The 17,575-nt window shown below is 39.2% G+C and carries 13 protein-coding genes and 1 other annotated feature; of the genes, 7 read left to right on the plus strand and 6 right to left on the minus strand.

The genetic code is table 11. The features are described from left to right. The first annotated feature begins 433 nt into the window (after positions 1–433). Positions 434–1,438, plus strand: a complete 1,005-nt coding sequence (ccpA, locus tag ACQKOF_RS21230) for a catabolite control protein A (RefSeq protein WP_100542405.1) — start codon at positions 434–436, stop codon at positions 1,436–1,438. 92 nt (positions 1,439–1,530) lie between these two features. Here the strand turns inward: ccpA and ACQKOF_RS21235 are convergent, their stop codons facing one another. From ACQKOF_RS21235 to ACQKOF_RS21245, 3 genes are read right to left on the minus strand one after another with little or no spacing between them, the layout of a single operon-like run. Beyond that, positions 1,531–2,691, minus strand: a complete 1,161-nt coding sequence (locus ACQKOF_RS21235; RefSeq protein WP_427561408.1) for an acetoin utilization protein AcuC — start codon at positions 2,689–2,691, stop codon at positions 1,531–1,533. After that, positions 2,688–3,338: an acetoin utilization AcuB family protein gene (locus tag ACQKOF_RS21240; protein WP_427561411.1), complete on the minus strand. Its 651-nt coding sequence runs from the start codon at positions 3,336–3,338 to the stop codon at positions 2,688–2,690. The genes ACQKOF_RS21235 and ACQKOF_RS21240 overlap by 4 nt, the downstream gene beginning before the upstream one ends. A gap of 24 nt (positions 3,339–3,362) precedes the next feature. Then, positions 3,363–3,995, minus strand: coding sequence for a GNAT family N-acetyltransferase (locus tag ACQKOF_RS21245; RefSeq protein WP_427561414.1), 633 nt, complete (start codon positions 3,993–3,995; stop codon positions 3,363–3,365). 342 nt (positions 3,996–4,337) lie between these two features. Here ACQKOF_RS21245 and acsA point away from each other — a divergent pair, with 342 nt between their 5' ends. Further along, complete coding sequence (gene acsA, locus ACQKOF_RS21250; RefSeq protein ID WP_427561417.1) at positions 4,338–6,065, plus strand: acetate--CoA ligase; 1,728 nt, start codon at positions 4,338–4,340, stop codon at positions 6,063–6,065. 97 nt (positions 6,066–6,162) lie between these two features. On the opposite strand, the gene ACQKOF_RS21255 is transcribed toward acsA, so the two are convergent. Beyond that, positions 6,163–6,534, minus strand: coding sequence for a hypothetical protein (locus ACQKOF_RS21255; protein WP_427561420.1), 372 nt, complete (start codon positions 6,532–6,534; stop codon positions 6,163–6,165). Positions 6,535–7,038: 504 nt separating this feature from the next. Here ACQKOF_RS21255 and argC point away from each other — a divergent pair. The 4 genes from argC to ACQKOF_RS21275 all read left to right on the plus strand — a co-directional run bounded on the left by argC (position 7,039) and on the right by ACQKOF_RS21275 (position 11,365). Continuing rightward, complete coding sequence (gene argC / locus ACQKOF_RS21260) at positions 7,039–8,073, plus strand: N-acetyl-gamma-glutamyl-phosphate reductase (protein WP_427561423.1); 1,035 nt, start codon at positions 7,039–7,041, stop codon at positions 8,071–8,073. Between the two features lie 57 nt (positions 8,074–8,130). Beyond that, positions 8,131–9,363, plus strand: coding sequence for a bifunctional glutamate N-acetyltransferase/amino-acid acetyltransferase ArgJ (gene argJ / locus ACQKOF_RS21265; RefSeq protein ID WP_427561425.1), 1,233 nt, complete (start codon positions 8,131–8,133; stop codon positions 9,361–9,363). After that, positions 9,326–10,096, plus strand: coding sequence for an acetylglutamate kinase (gene argB / locus ACQKOF_RS21270; RefSeq protein ID WP_427561427.1), 771 nt, complete (start codon positions 9,326–9,328; stop codon positions 10,094–10,096). Before argJ ends, argB begins: the two co-directional genes overlap by 38 nt. A gap of 138 nt (positions 10,097–10,234) precedes the next feature. Further along, on the plus strand, positions 10,235–11,365 hold the full coding sequence (locus ACQKOF_RS21275; RefSeq protein WP_427561430.1) for an acetylornithine transaminase: 1,131 nt from the start codon (positions 10,235–10,237) through the stop codon (positions 11,363–11,365). Positions 11,366–11,717: 352 nt separating this feature from the next. On the opposite strand, the gene ACQKOF_RS21280 is transcribed toward ACQKOF_RS21275, so the two are convergent. Continuing rightward, the gene (locus ACQKOF_RS21280; RefSeq protein WP_427561433.1) at positions 11,718–12,599 is read right to left on the minus strand and encodes an NAD-dependent epimerase/dehydratase family protein; all 882 of its coding nucleotides are present in this window, start codon (positions 12,597–12,599) and stop codon (positions 11,718–11,720) included. A 90-nt stretch (positions 12,600–12,689) separates the two neighbouring features. After that, on the minus strand, positions 12,690–15,779 hold the full coding sequence (locus tag ACQKOF_RS21285) for a transglycosylase domain-containing protein (protein WP_427561435.1): 3,090 nt from the start codon (positions 15,777–15,779) through the stop codon (positions 12,690–12,692). 102 nt (positions 15,780–15,881) lie between these two features. Next, positions 15,882–16,086: a binding site (T-box leader), on the plus strand. An 83-nt stretch (positions 16,087–16,169) separates the two neighbouring features. Between ACQKOF_RS21285 and tyrS the strand changes: the two genes are divergently transcribed. After that, on the plus strand, positions 16,170–17,438 hold the full coding sequence (gene tyrS, locus ACQKOF_RS21290; RefSeq protein WP_427561438.1) for a tyrosine--tRNA ligase: 1,269 nt from the start codon (positions 16,170–16,172) through the stop codon (positions 17,436–17,438). Positions 17,439–17,575 lie beyond the last annotated feature (137 nt).

The following is a 17,575-nucleotide window of genomic DNA, read 5'->3' on the forward strand; positions in this document are numbered from 1 at the left end:
TGAAATAGAGGAACTCCGTCTAAGAACGCCACGTCCTGTGGCAACGACTGAGTGACCAACATCGTGCTGCTGACGCTTCGCTTTCGCGCAAAAAACATCTGTTGGCCCAAAGCCTCCGGCGGATGTCACGGAATCGGAAAGGATGTTAGCCTAAAATCATCGCATCCATGCGATAACGGCTGACTGACCTGCATCGTGCAGGCCTAAGCACAAAGCCGATTCCAGACGCAATTATGCCGGGGCATAATTGATATGTTGATAAACACCGCTTGCTTTAATCGGCAGGCGGTGTTTACTATATAGTGACAAAATAATGACTAGAAAAGTACTATTTGTACTTGGTTTTTCTTTTCATGTACATACTGCTTCTTGAAAAGAATATGAAAATTATCGTATGATAAGGCTATAAAAGGAAAAAAGGGAGGCACGTACGATGACTGTTACAATTTATGATGTTGCAAGAGAAGCAAATGTTTCTATGGCAACGGTCTCTCGTGTAGTCAATGGTAATCAAAACGTAAAACCGGCAACACGAAAAAAAGTACTAGAAGTAATTGAACGATTAGAGTATCGTCCAAACGCAGTAGCGCGTGGATTAGCAAGTAAGAAAACAACAACAGTTGGCGTGATTATCCCGGATATTGCAAACAATGTTTATGCGGAGCTGGCACGTGGTGTAGAGGATATTGCAACAATGTATCGTTACAATATTATTTTAGCCAACTCAGACCAACATGAAGATAAAGAGCTTCAGCTACTGGATACAATGCTTGGAAAACAGGTTGACGGTATTGTTATGATGAGTGATGAAGTTACTGAAAAAATGCAACAAACTATGGATCATTCACCTGTACCAATTGTGCTTGCAGGTTCAGTAGATGAATCGCAAACAATTGCGACTGTTAACATTGATTATTACCAAGCAGCTTATGAGGCGATTACATTACTTATTCAAAATGGTCATAAGAGAATCGCTTTCGTAACAGGTCCGCTTTCGTATACTATTAATGGAAAATTCAAACTTGAAGCTTATAAAAAAGCCTTACAAGACGCAGGCTTACCTATAGATGAATCACTAATTGCTGCAGAGGAATCGAGCTATGATATGGGCTTAGAGGCATGGGAAACATTATCCTCACTTGAAAATCCTCCAACTGCTTATTTTGCAGGTAGTGATGAATTAGCAATTGGATTGATTCATGGTGCACAGGATGCAGGCAAAGATGTACCTGAGGATATCGAAGTGATCAGCTTTGAAAATTCAAAATTAGCACGTATGGTTCGTCCACAGTTAACAAGTGTCGCGTTACCACTGTACGATATCGGAGCTGTCGCAATGCGCTTGCTGACAAAATTGATGAACAAAGAGCCTGTTGAGGACGAAGCGGTTATTTTACCTCATCGTATTGAACATCGACAATCTGTCAAAAGTAAATAACAGTACTTAACACGTAAATCTGATAATGGATTTACGTGTTTTTTTAGTCGGATAGAATGCAAAGAGCCTCACGATTGTCGTGAGGCATAGTGTTAAATGTGTTTTTCATTGCGAATAATATGAAGCGCTTTGGTTAGCATTTGCGCGTTTTTTTCTTCAATCTCAGCCTTTCGAGGGATCGGCTCATACAATGGATTTGGATCCTCCCAAGTTGGAATAAAAGGCACTGGTGCTTCAGGCTGCCAACGATCTAACCATGCTTGAGGTAGGGGTCCTGTTGGTAATTGCTGATCTGTCATTTCAAGCCATAGCATAGACCATGCGCGAGGCACAACACGCCAAATATCGTAGCCTCCACCGCCAACAGCAATCCATTTCCCCCCACAATATTCATGTGCTAATTTATGCGCAAGCTTTGGAATTTCTCTATAAATGTTCATTGTTCCATATAAATGTGTTAATGGATCAAAATAATGTGCATCTGCGCCGTTTTGCGTTAGCACAACATCCGGCTTGAAAAATTCAAAGATTTCTCGCATAGCCTTTTCATATATTTCTAGGAAACTCTCATCTTCTGTAAAAGCATCAATTGGGAAATTAAAAGAAGTGCCGTAGCCCTGTCCATTTCCGCGTTCCGTAATATTACCAGTTCCGGGGAAAAGATAACGACCTGTTTCATGAATAGACAATGTACAAACATCTGGATCTTCATAAAAACTCCATTGCACCCCATCTCCATGATGGGCATCGGTATCTACATAAAGTACACGAGCATTGTATTTTTCCTGCAAATAGCGAATAGCTACTGTACTATCGTTATAAATACAAAAACCTGATGCACGGCCACGGAAGCCATGATGTAGCCCTCCACCTAGATTGAGGGCGTGCTCGGCTTTTCCTTCCATAACATAATCGACAGCTGTTAATGTTCCGCCGACAAGCTGTGCACTTGCTTCGTGCATATTTTCAAAAATAGGTGTATCTTCGGTGCCTATGCCGTAGCTTTCACATTGTGCCTCTGAAAGCTCACCATGTCCTGCTTTTTTAACGATTTCAATATATTTTGGATCATGTGCAAGTAAAAGCTCATTCTCTGTTGCGACACGAGCTGGAACAATATCTAAATCATCAAGAGCATCAATATTCTTTAATAACTCCATTGTAAGCGTCAAGCGTTTATGATTGAAAGGATGGGTATCTGAAAATTTATATCCGAGTTGTTCTGGCGAGTAAACAAATACTGCTTTTTTCATTGTAACGAAACACCTGGTAAATTAGGCCATAATACATCAAAGCCTTCTTTGCGAAGATCTTCAATCATAGCTAGTGGATTCAATGTTTTTACTCGGACACTTAAAATTTTATTTTGGGTATTTTCAGAGTCAGGATAAACTAAGACGCTTTGGACATTTGCATGATGTGCATTGAAAATTTTTGTGATTTCAAATAATATTCCTGGTGTATCAGATACACGAATTTCAATTTTAGAGCCAGGTTCAGTGGCACCGGTTAACTCTATATATGTATAGAGTAAATCTGTGGTAGTGACAATTCCAACTAGTTTTCCTCCAGAGACTATTGGTAAACACCCTATTTTGGATTCATAAAAAGTAAGAGCAACTTCTTCTACAAAATCAAGTGGATGACCGACAAGTGGATTTTTAACCATAATTTCTTCCACTTTTGCATTAAAAACAGGAGAATTAGGTTCATCCCGTAACGAGGAAGGCAAAGCCTCTTTAATATCTCGTTCAGTGATAACACCAAGAACATGACGCTCCTCATCTATAACTGGCAAATGACGTACTTTTTTCTCACGCATTAACTTCAGCGCTTCTAACACTGAATTGGTCGGAGCCAACGTATAGGGCTCTTCATTCATAATTTCTTCTACGATCATATACTCATCCCCTTTGTGTTGGCTTTAATACATGAAGCGATTTTTAAAACGAAGTCTATCAAATCTTTCTATTGTCTCAGGAGGAACGCGTTTTCCTTCACGTGCCATCAGGCAGTTAGCAGGATGTGATGTAATTTCAGGGTCATCTGTAGCAAAATATTCGAAGTTGGCAGAGCCCATCATTTTCTCCATCATTTTGCGATAATCCCAAACATTTAAACCAGTCCCTTTTAAATCCCAATGCCAATAATATTCGGTAGTGATAACAAGATAGTCTTCCATTTCATCTCCCATAAAAGACACAGCTAGTAGTGCCTTACCTGCACCTGTACCACGATAGTCTGGAATGACTTCAATAGCACCTAGCTCAATCATGTTATCAATCCGATCCTCCGCCCATCGTTCGAGTGGATCGGGATATAGATAAGTGACGTAGCCAACAATAATGTTTTCATTTCGAATAATAATAATTCGTCCTTCAGGAAGTCCTGCAATTTCTATAATGGCTTGCTGCTGTTGCTTTGGAGGTCTAAAAGCAACCAAGCCTTCGTGGAATGAATATGTAGCTAATTTTTCTGGAGGAACAGGTCCTTCCACATACACAGTACCATGCTTAGTTTCCTTTGTGACAGAAAAAAAAGTTTTTTTATGTTCCATAATTACACCACCTGAGTTTAATAATTCCATTATAGCTGATTTCCTGCGAAAAAACGCTATCTTTTGCGAAATATACCTGTGTTTTTAGAGAAATGAAAATATTAAGACATTATCGGTGAATTCGTGTAAAATATATTTATCTGCATCTGTTATTCAACAGATGAATGTAGTGTGAATAAGCATTCACTAATGTTAAATTACATTAACTGTTGTATAACAATTGCTACGTAACGTATTTGTCTTTGGAGAAGGTGGCGGATTTTGAAGGGGGAAAATAAAGAAATACGATTTGAAATTTGCTTACTAAAGTACTGAAGCGATAGCAAAGAAAGGGGTAGTTTCATGGGGATGAAAATGATGGAGAAGTTGAATGCTTTACCGAGGCAATATAATTTGCCTAATTATGAGGGAACTGCGGCAACACATGATTGGGCAGAGACAGAAAAGGGATTTAGTTGGTATGAAACAGGGCTTGTGAATATGGCATATGAGGCAATTGATCGTCATACAGAAACGCATCGAAAAAACAAAGTTGCACTTTATTTTAATGATGGAAAGCGAAAAGAGGCTTATTCTTTCAATGAAATGAAAAAACTGACGAATAAAGCCGCAAATGTTTTTAAGGCAGCAACAAATTTAGAGAAAGGTGATCGATTATTTATTTTCATGCCGCGTTCACCTGAGCTTTATTTTTCTTTATTAGGCGCATTGAAAATGGGTGTTATTGTAGGTCCATTATTCGAGGCTTTTATGGAAGGTGCTGTTTATGACAGACTTGCAGATAGTGAAGCTAAAGTGTTAGTGACAACACCAGAGTTACTTGAACGAGTACCTTTAGCAAAGCTACCGCATTTGCAGCACGTCTTTTTAGTAGGAGATGATACAGAGGAAACAACACAAATTTTAGATTTTAATAGACGCTTGAAAGAAGCATCTTCTCAATTTGACATTGAATGGGTGGACAGAGAAGATGGCATGATTCTTCATTATACTTCTGGATCAACTGGAGCTCCAAAGGGCGTATTGCATGTTCATAACGCAATGCTTCAACAATATCAATCAACGCAATGGGTACTAGATTTGCGTGAAGATGATATTTACTGGTGTACGGCAGATCCAGGATGGGTAACAGGAACAGCATATGGTATTTTTGGTCCATGGTTAAATGGTGCCACAATGCTAATTGTTGGTGGAAGATTCTCACCACAAGCTTGGTATCAAGCAATTGAGGATTATAGTGTAACAGTTTGGTATAGTGCACCAACAGCTTTCAGAATGTTAATGGGAGCTGGTAGTGGTATGCTCGAGAATTATGATCTATCTTCTTTACGCCACATATTATCTGTTGGTGAGCCGTTAAATCCAGAGGTAATTCGTTGGGGGATTGATGAGCTAGGTCATCGTATTCATGATACGTGGTGGATGACAGAAACTGGAGCACATATGATTTGTAACTATCCTTCTATGGATATTAAGCCAGGATCTATGGGGAAACCATTACCAGGCATCCAGGCGACAATTGTTGATGATGCTGGCAATGAAGTACCACCTTTTACAATGGGGAATTTAGCAATTCGACGTGGTTGGCCTGCAATGATGCGTCAAATTTGGGGAAATCCAGAGCGTTATGAATCCTATTTCTTAAAAGGTGAGTGGTATGTGTCTGGGGACTCTGCCTATATGGATGATGAGGGTTACTTCTGGTTCCAAGGACGTGTAGATGATGTTATTATGACAGCTGGTGAGCGTGTAGGTCCTTTCGAGGTGGAAAGTAAGTTACTAGAGCATCCTGATATAGTCGAGGCAGGGGTGATCGGAAAGCCGGATCCTGTACGAGGCGAAATTATTAAAGCCTTTGTATCATTACGTGAGGGTGTTGAACCTTCAGATGCATTGATTGAGGATATTCGTAATTTTGTTAAGAAGGGCTTATCTGCACACGCAGCACCACGTGAAATCGAATTTAAGGATAAGCTACCAAAAACACGCAGTGGTAAGATTATGCGTCGTGTGTTAAAGGCTTGGGAGTTAAATTTACCAACTGGTGATTTATCTACGATGGAAGAGTAATTATAAGAAGCAGGAATTTATTCGATCGACGAAAAATTCCTGCTTTCTTTTTTGAAAAAGTAAAACTTCATTCAACAGAGTTTTTTTTAGGTTAGGATTAGCCCTCTACAAGCGCCTTATATAATATTTGTTTACCATCTATTTCGACAATAATCGTGTAGGTGTCTTGATCATTTGTAGTGAAAATTTCAGATCCAACTGGCAATTTAGTAGCACAAAAGTCTTTGAAAAATAGAGTGGATGTCGTCGTTTTTTTTATTTCTCCGATTTTGTCTCCTTTTATAAAAATATTCTTTATTAGAGATTCTTGATCGGCTGCTTTAATATAGATTAATTGATCAATTTGTAAAATATCTGCTTGGGCATCTTCTTTAAGTATAGTTTTGGCTGTTGGATTATCTGGTATAACAGAAGAACATCCTGTAAGTACTAATAGAAACAAAAAGGAATATACTAAATTTTTTTGCATAATAACACATCTCCTTTCAATGCCTTACTCGATAATAGAGAAATTAGTTTCCTCATTTTATACCTTTTAGGAAAAAATCATATTGCTATTATTTAATACAATAATATAAAAAAAGATAAGTAAGGTGTAAAACTATTTTTATTTTTGGGCGCATTTATAAAAAGGAAATTATTTCAACACAATGCGATGTTGATTGTAGTGGAGACTGGGCGACTCCTTGGGGATCGGCTCATCGGACGCCCCCAGTCGGAACGGAAATCAACCCCACATTATGGAGATGAGGATTGCTTAATCATTAAAATGCAGAAGATAAAACTGATTCCTTACTAGTGAATAGGTCACCCTTTTAGGGATTTTATTTTTTATAGCGTTTAGTTATTCAAATTATTCTCGAAATCAATTCTTAATAAGGATTGCGAAAAATCCGAATATAAATAAAAATTCAGTTGACTTAATAAATATGCAGACGTATACTAATTTTAACTTATTTCAGAGGTGAGTGCATTGAAAGTAGGAATTGTTGGTGCAACCGGATATGGTGGCTTAGAGCTTATTCGATTTTTACATAATCATAAAGTGGTGGAACGGATTGATTTATTCACATCTTCAGAAGAAGGTGTAATTTTTTCTTCTAAGTTTGGTCATCTCGTTCATATTGCCGATACACCTTTACAAAAAATTGATTATGGGGCTTTAGAGAAGTTTGATGTTGTTTTTACAAGTACACCTTCAGGGGTGACAAGTGAGCTATTACCTCCATTGGTAGGGAAAGGTCCTAAATTAATAGACTTGTCTGGTGACTTCCGTTTACAAGATCCAGCGAGCTATGAAGCATGGTACGGTAAAAAAGCGGCGCCATTGGAATTCGTTCAACAAAGTGTATATGGCTTAACTGAATGGAACGCAGAAAATGTTAAACATGCTCCTCTTATCGCAAATCCAGGGTGCTATCCAACAGCCGTTTTACTTTCGTTGTTACCATTGCTAAAAGAACGATTGATAGATTCGAGCTTTTTAGTGATTGATGCGAAAAGTGGGATTTCAGGAGCTGGAAATAAACCATCGCAAACTACGCATTTTAGTGAGGCAAATGAAAGCTTTTCAATCTATAAAACGAATACACATCAGCATATACCAGAAATCGAGCAGGCCATTTCAATGTTTGCAGGGATTGATACAACCATTTCTTTTAATACTCATTTAGTGCCAATGACTAGAGGGATTTTATCTACCTCATATGCACCTGTTATGTCTGGTGTTACAGAGAAACAGCTAGTAGCTTGTTTACAGAATGCCTATGAAAAACATCCATTTGTACGGGTTGTTACAGATGTAAATAGTCTAGGAACAAACCGCGTTAAAGGTTCGAACTATTGCGACATTTTGGTGAAAGTTGATAGCCGTACGAATCGTGCCACAATTGTTGGCGTTATCGATAATTTAGTCAAAGGGGCTGCAGGGCAAGCGATTCAAAATATGAACGTTCAATTTGATTTACCACAAACGACAGGATTAGCTGTCGTTCCGTTCTTTCTTTAATAGCATGAAGGAAACTGTATGCTTCTTTTATTTAGAAAACTAAGGAGGAAAGATTTTATGACATTAATAGCATCTGCAAGTATTATGAAAAAATTATCAAGTAAAAATATTGTTTCACCAAAGGGCTTTAAAGCTGCGGGTTTACATTGTGGTTTAAAGCATAAGAAAAAAGATTTAGCTGTATTAGTCAGTGAAGTACCGGCAAGTGTAGCGGGCGTCTTTACAACGAATGCTGTGCAGGCAGCACCATTAAAAGTAACGCAAGAGGTTGTATACACAACGAAGAAAATGCAGGCGATGATTGTCAACTCTGGAAATGCTAATGCATGTACAGGGAAGCAAGGGGCGAAGGATGCACAAACAATGCAGGCCCTAATGGCAGAAAAGCTTGGTATCGAGGTAAATTTAGTAGGTGTTTGCTCAACGGGTGTTATCGGTGAAATTATGAATATGGTGCCAGTGGCATATGGGATTAATCAGTTAGAGCCAAAAGATAGTTTAGAAAGTGCTATTGATTTTGCACAAGCGATTATGACAACAGATACGGTTATGAAAAACACAAGCTACAGCACTATTATCGATGGTAATGAGGTTATTATCGCTGGGGTTGCAAAAGGTTCAGGTATGATTGAACCAAATATGGCAACGATGCTTGGTTTTATAACGACGGATGCACATATTGAATCAGATGTCCTCCAGGCTACATTATCTGATATAACAAATTTGACTTTTAACGCAATTACAGTAGATGGGGATACATCTACAAATGACACAGTAGTTGTGATGGCAAACGGCTTAGCGGGTAATGAAGCTTTAACTCCTAATCATCCTGATTGGCAAAATTTCTACTATACATTGAAAACAGTAGCTCAAGACTTAGCGAAAATGATCGCCAAAGATGGTGAGGGTGCAACGAAGCTGATTGAGGCTGAAGTTGAAGGGGCAATTTCGGATGAAGAGGCGCGTAAAATTGCTAAAACAGTAGTTGGTTCTCCGCTTGTGAAAACGGCAGTTTTTGGCTGTGATGCAAACTGGGGACGTATTATTGCCGCTGTAGGCTATAGTGGCGCAACGGTTGATCCGGAAAGAATCACGATTCAAATTGGTGGTGTAACAATGGTTGAAAACGGTGAGCCGGTTCCATTTTCAGAGGATGAGTTAATTCGAATTTTAAAAATGCATGAAGTGAAAATCTATGTGTCACTTGGTATTGGGGACGGCAAGGGGCATGCTTGGGGATGTGATCTAACTTATGACTACGTTCAAATCAACGCCTCATACCGCTCGTAAACGAATGGTTATTAAGCTTGGTGGCAGTACGCTTGAAGGTTTAAATGAGTCGTTTTTTGAGAATTTTAAAAAACTCCAAGAGAGCGGAGTAGAGCTTATTATTACCCATGGTGGTGGCCCAGCCATTAACCGTGAACTTGCAGTGCGCGGAATTGAATCACATGCTTTAAACGGTATTCGTGTAACGAGCGAAGCTGCAATTGATATTGTACAGTCAACGTTAATAGGAAAGGTTAATCCTGCGCTTGTTCATGAATTAATAACGGCTGGCATCGCTGCAATTGGAATAAACGGCTTTGATGGTCAATTAATTGTAGCGGATTATTTAGACAAAGATGTATACGGTTTTGTTGGTGAAGTAAAAACCGTCAATACATCTTTGCTGGAAGCATTAATTAGTGTGGGGGTTGTACCGGTTATTGCTTGCGTTGGAGCAAACGAACTTGGTCAGGCATTAAATATTAATGGGGATACGGTAGCAAGTGAAATAGCACTAGCTATAGATGCAGATAGCTTATTACTTGTAACGGATGTAAGTGGTATTCGCATTAACGATGAATATCAATCGAAAGTAACACCTTCCGTCATCAATCAATGGATTGAGGAGGGACATATTTATGGTGGGATGATACCTAAAGTTCAAGGAGCCCTTGAATGTTTAAGTGCGGGTATTCCAACAGTGCAAATTGTTGGGGAATCGCTAGTAGGTACGACGATTTTATCCGGGGGATGAAGAAAACCCGAATGAATAAAGTTCCCTTCATCCTCACTTCTTTATAGATAAGAGTGACCGTTCTAATGGCATAGAGGTAGCAATATAGTTGTTTAGAGAAGATGATTGTTATAGTCAAAATTAGTAGGAGTTGATAAAATGAGTGCTTTATTTGGAAACTATGGCAAACGCCGCGCCCAAATTGTCAAAGGGCAAGGAACTATTGTAGAAGATTCTGCTGGGAAAAAATATTTAGATTTTACAAGTGGGATTGCTGTAGTGAGTCTTGGTCATGCGCATCCTGCGATTGTAAAGGCTATTCATGATCAAAGTCAAAAGCTTTGGCATATTTCTAATTTATTTGATATTCCTGGTCAGGAAAAAGTTGCGCAAAAATTAATAGCCGAAACACATTTTTCTTATGCATTTTTCTGTAATAGTGGTGCGGAAGCGAATGAAGCAGCCATCAAGCTTGCACGTAAGCATACAGAGAAAAATCATATTATTACTTTTGAGAAATCTTTTCATGGGCGAACTTTTGGAGCGATGTCTGCAACAGGTCAGGGCAAGATACATAATGGCTTCGGACCACTTGTTGAAAAATTTACGATACTTCCTTTTAATGATGTGGCAGCACTTGAAGCAACGATTGATGATTCTGTCGCAGCAATTATGCTGGAAATGATTCAAGGTGAGGGTGGTGTTAACAGCGTATCACCAGAATTCGCAACAGCAATAGCTAAAGCCTGTGACGACAAAGGAATATTACTAATTATCGATGAGGTTCAAACAGGGATTGGACGAACGGGAACAAGATATGCTTATGAGCAAACGATTTTAAAACCAAATATCGTGACATTGGCAAAAGGGCTAGGAGGTGGTTTCCCAGTCGGTGGGATGCTTGGAACAGCCGAACTATATGATACATTTAGTCCTGGCACACATGGAACAACATTTGGTGGGAACCCGCTTGCGATGAGTGTTGCTGAAACCGTGCTTGATCATGTCTTTGAACCTGCATTTTTACAAAATGTACAGGAGCTATCTACTTATTTTGTTAAGCAGTTGAAAGCGAATCTACCGTCTACGTATACGGTACAGGGCCAGGGCTTACTTCTTGGCATTGGCTGTGGCGATACTGAGGTAGCCTCGTATATAGCTGCGGCGGAGGAAAACGGCTTATTATTAGTAGGTGCAGGACCAAACGTTATTCGTCTACTACCAACATTAACCGTGTCAAAAGCAGAAATCGATGAAGCGGTTGTGATTTTAAAAACGATACTGTTATAGTATCTGGTCAATTAAATACGATGAAAATGAATCTGCTAGACTTTCTTTGGTGAGAAGTCTAGCAGATTTTTAATGGCCCATTATCGGAAGTTTGGGATGGCATTTTGTTAAAACGTATGCCATGTGAATAAGTTGATTGGAGTGGAGGCTGGGCGACTCCTTGGGGATCAGCGATAGAGGAACGAAGGCTAAGAACATCACGTCCTGTGATAACGCCTTCGTGACCAACATCGTGTTGGCCCGAGACCCTGCAGCGAAGCAAAGCGGCTCATCGGACGCCCCCAGGAAAGCGCCCAGCCGGAACGGAAATCAATCCCACATTATGGTGATAAGTTTTACATCTAGTAAAATCTTATTGCAGCTCTTTTACTAATATTTTCACTAGAGTAGGGAGCCAATCATGAAGTTGACTAAATGTAAAGCCTGCATCTTCTGCCTTTGTAGTAGACATATACCAATCTGCTGGAACCCCATACGGTGACTGTGACATTTCATCGCCACCTACTAGAGAAATTTTTGCATGCTTTCCGGTTGCTTCTTCAATAAGCCCTAGTAAATCATTTAATGAAATTGCACCTGCAGCTGTCGCATTATAAGGTCCTTCAATTGGTGTAATGCCAGCAAAATACAAAAATGCAGCTGCTTCGTCATCCGTAATAAAGCTCATCTTTGCTTCAATATTTGGTAATGAAATAGGCTGTTCCTGTAAAACTCGTTCAACATGAAAATGTAAACGGCGTGTATAGTCGTTCTCACCCATAACAATTGGGAAACGTACTGCGACAACAGGGAACGTAGCCTCCTTGAAGAGTACTGCCTCTGCTTGACGCTTACCCTCACCATATGAAAAATCTTCACGGTTCCCCATCCGAACTTCATAATCATATGGATTAAAATCTTTCTCAGTCTTGACAATGCCGTCTATTTCGTAGGTGGATAGAGTAGATGTAAAAACGAGCTTTTTCGTTTTACCTTTTAAAATTTCACATATTTTAAGAGCTTCATTGGGAGAGTAGCAAATATTATCATAGACAATATCCCATGTTGTACTTGATAGTGTCTGTGACAACGAATCAGCATCATCTCGATTAACAATTAGCTGTTTCACCTTAGTACCAAAAGGATTTCCGCTTTGTCCACGCGTTAAAATAGTTACGCTATGGCCATTTTGAAGAAAGAGTTCAACAAGCGTTTTACCGAAAAAACGAGTGCCTCCTAAAACTAAAATGTTCAATTATTTCCACCCCTTCAAATTAGTAGTCCCCTTTATAATGACAAAAAAACAGGCATACTACAATTACTTTGTAGTATGCCTGCATGTTTATTATTGGGTAGGTGGTGGATCAGTCGGAGGAGTTGTATTTCCGTTGTCTCCTCCATTAGAGCCATTCCCGGTGTTTCCGGAACCGTTGCCGTTATTAGAGCCACTTCCGTTATTCCCGGAACCATTGCCGTTATTAGAGCCATTTCCGTTATTTCCGGAACCATTGCCGTTATTAGAGCCGTTTCCGTTATTTCCGGAACCATTACCACTATTCGAGCCATTCCCGTTACTACCATTTGAGCCATTGCCATTTTCCGAACCGTTTCCATTATGGTTCGAATCATTGTCGTTAGTAGGTGGGGTAGTTGGTGGAACTTTTTCTTGATTGTCTTTTTCAGGTTGTCTTTCATCCGCACTACCACCAGTAGAAACGACATTAGATTGCGATGAAGTTAAACCTGTAATATCTACAGCTACAACAACATAGGCTTGACCACTTGCTACCGTCATACTTTGTGATGATTCAAGCACTGATCCGACAAGAGTTCTACCACCGTTTGTTACTTTATATATTCGATAACCGACTACGTCATTTGAAGAGCCTGTCCAAGATAATGTATTACCATTAATTGAAGCAGTTACTGCTGCTGGTGAATTGTTATCTGCCGGGAAATCAACAGCTGATACCGATGAATTCGATAATGACGAATTTTTTGGTAATAGGCTGCCTGGGTTACCGCCAAGTCTACCTAGCATACGTTTAATAAATGCTTGATTAATACCTGCACCACCTGGTTTTACAAATTCTGGCGGTGTGTTAGGGAGTGCATTATAGGTTTTACCTTTAATCGTAACAACGCTTGAGGAAGCTAAGCTATCATCAGGCTGAGAAGGTAAAAATACTTTCGCGTTAAACAAGTCAGAGCGCACGAGACCAGCATTAGCACATGCTGCAGAAGGCGCTAAACCAGAAATACCACAGAATGATGCAGTGACAACGTTTTTCGGTTGCTTAAATCTAGTTTTAGGGGCAATTAATTGTGGATCAACATCATACACAGAATTCATTAATGTTCCCCATAGTTTGTTAATTCGTACACTAGGTTGCTGATACGTATTATTAAATGTATACAGTGATTGATTGTTATCATAACCCATCCATACACCAAGAGAAACATTCGGGTTATAGCCAACTAGCCAAACATCTTTATAATTTTGTGAAGTACCTGTTTTAGCGGCAAAGTCTGCAGAGAATTTCAGCGTATTTCTTGCAACTGTACCAGTACCTTTTGTTAACACATCTCGTAACATATCTGTAACGATATAAGAAGTTTCAGGACTAAATACTTGTTCAGGTTTGACTTCGTGTTTATATATGATATTTCCATTTTGATCTTCAATTCTATCAATCATATAAGCGTCAATGAATTGTCCGCCGTTTGCGAAGGTTGCAAAGGCATTGGTGTTCTCTTCAACAGTAATACCATCTTTTACTGCACCAATCCCAGCTGCAAGGTTTGTGAAGTCATCAGGCTGCAAGCTTGAGATCCCCATTTTTACTAAATAATCGGCAGGACGTCTGTTAAGAATATCATTATATAGACGTAAAGCAGATAAGTTTTGTGAATCGGCTAATGCTTCACGAGCAGGGATTAGTCCTCGTTCATCACTAGTAATATAGTTACTAGGACTCCAACCGCCAACAGAGAATTTTACGTCGACTAAGGGGCTACCTGCACCGATTACACCGTATTCTATTGCAGGTGCATATACGAGTAGTGGTTTCATTGTCGAGCCATTTGAGCGTTTTGCCTGTGTAGCGTAGTTATAACTTTTTAATTCAAAGTCACGACCACCGACAAAGCTTAAAATACGTCCAGTAGTATTTTCAATTAAAACACTACCAACCTGTACAGGCATTTGAACATCAACTTCTTCACTTGTTGCAGGATCTTTGTCTTTAACGGTGTAAGTATGACCGTAATTTTGAAAATTTTCCGCTGCTTTTTGCATCGAATCGTACATATCCTTATTAATTGTTGAATAGATACGATAACCTTTTGAGCGGACATCACGATCTGCTAGGATCATATACTTGTCTTTTAATTTTTTTTCATTTTTTAAGCGTTCTGGATCAATACCATCTTCTACTGCTAGTTTTTCAGCAATAATTTCTGTCGCGCGACTTTCAAGCTCATACGTTAGCCATGGGTAGCGATCCTCCGTGCGCATCTCTGGTGAACGGAAGTCAGCAGTAATATCATAAGCGAGTGCTTCTTTATATTGAGCTTCGTTAATGTAACCAGCGTCTTTCATACGATAAAGTACAATTTTCATACGATCAATACCCAGTTGAAGTGCTTCTTTACTTTTAAGTACACCTGTATTTGTAAAAGGTGTGTAAGTAAAAGGTGATTGAGGAATACCAGCTATATACGCTGCTTGAGGAAGCGTTAAATCCTTTGCTTTTACATTGAAAATACCTTCAGCAGCTGTTTCAACTCCTGCAATGTTTCGACCGGAAGAGTTACGACCATAAGGAACTATGTTTAAATAGGCCTCTAAAATTTCTTCCTTTGACATAAAGTGCTCTATACGCATAGCAAGTAAAAGTTCTTTTGCTTTTCGTTCATAAGATACTTCGTTTGTTAATACTTGGTTTTTAATAAGCTGCTGTGTTAATGTAGAACCACCAGTTTGAGTGGAAGAGTTTGTTACGTCTTGAAGTAGTCCTCGGATGACGGCCTTCGGAACTATTCCGTTATGTTCACGGAAATACTCGTCCTCTGTCGCTAATACCGCATTAAGAACATCAGGTGCGACATTGCTTAATGTTGTTGCTCGACGGTCCAAATCTGTACGTAATTTTCCGATATAAATATCGTTGGCAAAATAAATCTCACTTGTTGAATCGTAGTTAAAAATTTCATTTCGTAATTCTTGCTTTGAGCGTAGTGGCTCTTCTTTTACAAGTGACGCAAAATAGCCAGCGCCAACTGAACCAGCAAATACAGTACCTACCAATGCAAAGACTAAAAATAGTAAAAATAAGTTCCAGGCAACACTTCCTGAAATACGTAATTTCTTCATCCATTTTTGTTGAATTAATTCATCGATCTTTGCATTGATTTTCTCAATCCAATCTTTCAATGTATCGACCTCCTAAAATCTTGTCTATTATAGCACATATTGATTTAGGTCGAACATAGTTATTGACAATGAAAAAGAATCGTATAGAATAATGCTTATAGTTTTCTAGTGATGAAGAGCTTGCAGTAGTGTCTATTATTCCCTGTTTAGAGAGCCAGCGGTTGGTGAAAGCTGGTCATAATGTAGAGACGAATTACGTGCTTGGAGCTTAGACGTGCGCGCCTGCGATAAAGGCGATTGAATGAAGAGGAAGATGGATGACATCTTCAAGCCGGGTGGTACCGCGTTAGTTATTAACGTCCCTGCATGCAATGTTTTTGCGTGTAGGGACTTTTTGTTTCTAAAATAATTCTCCCTACACGAAATATTAAACACTTAGGAGGAATAAAAATGACGAACGAATTATTACTAGACTTAGAATGGCGCGGATTGTTATACCAACAAACTGATGCTGAAGGTATGACCAAATTATTAGATGAACAATCCGTATCTTTATACTGTGGTGTTGATCCAACTGCGGATTCTATGCATATTGGGCATATTGTGCCTCTTTTAACGCTACGTCGATTCCAAAAAGCAGGCCACCGTCCAATTTTGTTAGTTGGTGGTGCAACGGGTATGATTGGAGATCCATCGGGTCGCTCTGAAGAACGCCAATTACAAACAGTTGAGCAAATTGATAAAAATGTTCAAGGTATCCGTAGTCAATTAGAGCGTATTTTTGATTTTGCAGAAGATGGTAATGGTGCTCAGTTAGTTAATAACCGTGACTGGATTGGCAATATAAATACGATTGAGTTTTTACGTGATTATGGGAAATTAATTAACGTGAACTACATGTTAGCAAAGGATACGATTGCATCACGCCTTGATACAGGGATTTCATTTACTGAGTTTGCGTATACTTTAATTCAAGGTATTGATTACAATCATTTATACAACCATTACAACTGTCGCATTCAAGTAGGTGGCTCTGACCAGTGGGGGAATATTACAACAGGTTTAGAAGTTATTCGTAAAACACATGAGGAAGAGACGAAAGCATTTGGCATAACAATTCCTTTAGTAACGAAAGCAGACGGTACGAAGTTTGGTAAAACAGCAGGTGGTGCTGTATGGTTAGATAGTAAGAAAACATCTCCATACGAGTTCTACCAATTCTGGATTAATGCTGCGGATGCTGATGTTGTAAAATACTTAAAAATCTTCACATTCCTTTCTCGTGAAGAAATCGAAGCGTTAGCAGTATCTGTAGATGAGGAACCACATTTACGTAAGGCACAAAAAGCACTAGCTGAAGAAATGACTCGCTTAATTCATGGTCAAGAAGCATTAGACCAAGCAATCCGCATTACAGCTGCTTTATTCTCTGGTGACTTAAAAGCACTTTCTGCCGATGAAATGAAGGATGCATTTAAAGATGTTCCTTCTATTGAAATGGCGAAAGAAGATAAAAACATCGTGGACTTACTAGTGGAAGCAGGTATTTCACCTTCAAAACGTCAAGCCCGTGAAGACGTAACGAATGGTGCGATTAGCGTGAATGGTGAAAAGGTCACTGAATTAGAATATGTAATCGACGGCAAAGATCGTTTAGAAGATGCATTCAGCATTGTTCGTCGTGGTAAGAAAAAATACCATATGGTGAAGTTTGTTTAATTCAGACTCACAAAAAGAAGAGGCTGGGACATAACTAAATACTTCCTTCATAAAGCCGAATAATCTCTAAATTAACAAAACACGATAAATAGAAAAACCGAACTATTTCGAAACACTTCATGAGCGTTTCATTGGAT

The organism is Lysinibacillus sp. NPDC093190, from assembly GCF_050280425.1.
In the GTDB taxonomy this organism is placed as follows: domain Bacteria; phylum Bacillota; class Bacilli; order Bacillales_A; family Planococcaceae; genus Lysinibacillus.

What these genes read in the sequence shown, in the direction of transcription:
- ccpA (WP_100542405.1), top strand. Translation starts at nt 434, where the DNA reads ATGACTGTTACAATTTATGATGTTGCAAGAGAAGCAAATGTTTCTATG.
- ACQKOF_RS21235 (WP_427561408.1), bottom strand. Translation starts at nt 2,691, where the DNA reads ATGAAAAAAGCAGTATTTGTTTACTCGCCAGAACAACTCGGATATAAA.
- ACQKOF_RS21240 (WP_427561411.1), bottom strand. Translation starts at nt 3,338, where the DNA reads ATGATCGTAGAAGAAATTATGAATGAAGAGCCCTATACGTTGGCTCCG.
- ACQKOF_RS21245 (WP_427561414.1), bottom strand. Translation starts at nt 3,995, where the DNA reads ATGGAACATAAAAAAACTTTTTTTTCTGTCACAAAGGAAACTAAGCAT.
- acsA (WP_427561417.1), top strand. Translation starts at nt 4,338, where the DNA reads ATGGGGATGAAAATGATGGAGAAGTTGAATGCTTTACCGAGGCAATAT.
- ACQKOF_RS21255 (WP_427561420.1), bottom strand. Translation starts at nt 6,534, where the DNA reads ATGCAAAAAAATTTAGTATATTCCTTTTTGTTTCTATTAGTACTTACA.
- argJ (WP_427561425.1), top strand. Translation starts at nt 8,131, where the DNA reads ATGACATTAATAGCATCTGCAAGTATTATGAAAAAATTATCAAGTAAA.
- argB (WP_427561427.1), top strand. Translation starts at nt 9,326, where the DNA reads ATGACTACGTTCAAATCAACGCCTCATACCGCTCGTAAACGAATGGTT.
- ACQKOF_RS21275 (WP_427561430.1), top strand. Translation starts at nt 10,235, where the DNA reads ATGAGTGCTTTATTTGGAAACTATGGCAAACGCCGCGCCCAAATTGTC.
- tyrS (WP_427561438.1), top strand. Translation starts at nt 16,170, where the DNA reads ATGACGAACGAATTATTACTAGACTTAGAATGGCGCGGATTGTTATAC.